At 31.4% G+C, this 2,617-nt stretch carries 2 protein-coding genes; both read right to left on the bottom strand.

What is annotated here, in order from left to right:
* Positions 1-64 precede the first annotated feature (64 nt).
* Complete coding sequence (locus ACHZC3_RS12390; protein WP_394760181.1) at positions 65-613, bottom strand: PepSY-associated TM helix domain-containing protein; 549 nt, start codon at positions 611-613, stop codon at positions 65-67.
* Positions 614-676: 63 nt separating this feature from the next.
* The coding region (locus ACHZC3_RS12395; protein ID WP_394760183.1) for a TonB-dependent siderophore receptor at positions 677-2,617 on the bottom strand (1,941 nt) is incomplete at its 5' end.

The raw sequence follows: 2,617 nt of genomic DNA on the forward strand, positions 1-2,617 counted from the left end.
TGACAATATTTTATATAAATACCCCAGTTTTTTTTTAAAGTTTAAACGGTATAATATATAAATTTTAACCCAATAAAATTAATATCAATAAAGGAAATATTAGTCCAGCTAAAGCTAGTTTCCAACCTCTCTTTTTGAAAGAAAACTTACCAGCAGGAATCATAATGGTTCCAGTAATAGCAATTGTAATTAAAGACAACCCGAAAATATCACCATAATAAATCCACCAGTTAGACGTATTTTTGTGCAACTTCATCATATGACTTATTATAGGCGTTTTTTTATAGGTTTCTATTTCGCCTTTCCCTGTTGCTAGATCTACTTCAACATCAGTATTTTTATAAGAGATTCGTAAAGAACCACCTTTTACTTTGTGTTTTCTAAAATCATCAGTAATACCAAATTGTGTGATGAAATCTTTAGCATATTCTTCGGTAATTTTATCTTCGGAAGGTAATTTTACTGTTATCTCTTTGGTTTGATTGTCATACTCTTCAGGATGCCAAGAATCACGGTGATTCATTAAAATCCCTGAAAGTGCAAAAGATATAATTAATCCGATATAAAAATAGCCTAAATCACGATGTAAACTTCTAAATGTTTGCTTGTTCATAGTTTTTAATTTAAAAAAATGTTGCCTTTGAGAACCTTAGGCAACATTTTTTTTCGCAATTTATTAAAATTTATACGATAAAATAGTAGAAATCATTCGTGGTGCAATTGGTGTTACCGTATTGTCATCGTATACATAGTAATTGATTTCGTTTGATAAGTTTGATAATTTGGCTCTAAAACTTACATTTTTGAAAGTGTACCCTAAAGAAGCGTCAAATTGTAAAAAACCATCGGTTACAATTGGCTTTCTAGCTAATTCTGCTGGGGTTATTGCATTGTTCGGACGCAATCTTCCACCTAAACGTTTACCTACATAAGAAGAAGCAACGCCTATTTCTAAACCTTTTACTTTAAAGCTGTCGAACGTGTAAAATAAACTGGCATTTGCTGTGTTTTTTGGTGCAAAACGCAATTCAGTTCCTTTATTAAAAATGTTACTTTTGGTATATTTTGTTTCGTTAAAACTATATCCCGCCATTACTTTGAATCCATTGTAATTAGTAGTAATGTCAATTTCAACACCTTTGCTCGCATAAGAACCTGTTAGTTCTTTGATGGTTGTTAACGTATTTCCATCAGAGAAATCGGTTTGTGCTAAATTGCTATAATTAATATAATATCCCGTAACATTTGCAGTTAAATGTCCTTTTAAAAATTCATTTTTAGAACCTACTTCATATTGATCTAAAGTTGAATGTGGTAACTGATTTTTAAATTTATCTGTACCTACATTTACAACAAACGAATCGGCATAACTAGCAAATAAAGTATTTGTTGTAGTGGGTTGGTAAATTAATCCTAGTTTAGAAGTAAGTAAGTTATTGTGTACTTCAACAGGTGTATCGCTAGTAATCTCGTTAGTATTAGTTTTATGCGTTAATGTTCTAGTAGTTTGCTCTAGATAATTGTAACGTAAACCTACTAAAGCTTTGAATTTTGAAGTTAATTCTATAAAATCTTGTATATATAAACTAGCTCTTTTTATTTGAGAATCAACCACCGTGTTTCTTAATTCCATAACTGGAATTTCAGCATCTTTATACTTTGGGTCTTTTGTAATAACTACACTTGAATTGAAAATATTAATCTTGTCATAAGAAGAAATATTTCTATAGTTAATTGTATTTGCAGAAGTTCTATCAGCATCACTACCTAATAAAATAGCATGTTTTATAGTTCCTGTATTGAATTTTCCTGTAACATCGATTTCGGCAATAGCATAATCTTGTTTCTCTGTTATTTTTTGCACTCCACGAGTCCAATCACCGTTTGACTGTACTAAGTTGTTAAATAAATTTGTTGGAGAAATTGGATTTGTATTTCCTGAGTTTGGACGTAAACTTGATAGCAAATCAGTTTCAAAACCTTGGTAAGAAAAAATTCCTTTTGCTTGCCAATTGTCATTAAAAGTATGTGTTAATGTAGAAGTTACTCCATTTTGAAGCGTTTTGTAATGTGCCCAACTGTAGTTTAAAAAGGTATTTCTAGGTAAAGCGACCACAGTATAATCGATAGCGGCTAATCCGAAATCGGGTGTGCGACTGTCTTTAGTATAATCACCTTCAATTAATAAAGAAGTTTTTTCGGAGAAATCAATTAAAAAAGAAGGATTCACATAAAATCGTTCACTTTCTACACCATTTCTAAAGCTATTACCTTTTTCGTAAGATGTAATTACTCTATAAGCCAATGTATTACTATTGTTTACACTTCCGTAAACGTCTACTGTAGGTTTGTAAAAAGCATACTCACCCAAACGGAAACTTACTTCGCCACCATTATAAAACTTAGGTTTTTTGGTTACTAAATTTAAAACACCCCCTGGAGCAACATTTCCATACAATAAAGCCGAGCTTCCTTTCAAAACCTCGATACTTTCTAATGAACTTGCTTCAGGAATTAATGAACCATTAATTCTAATTCCGTTTTTGAAGGTGTTGTTTCCGCTAAAAGTAAATCCGCGTGAACCTAATTCCTCTTGGTTATTTCCAGAAGCACTACT

This window comes from Flavobacterium sp., from assembly GCF_043720215.1.
In the GTDB taxonomy this organism is placed as follows: domain Bacteria; phylum Bacteroidota; class Bacteroidia; order Flavobacteriales; family Flavobacteriaceae; genus Flavobacterium.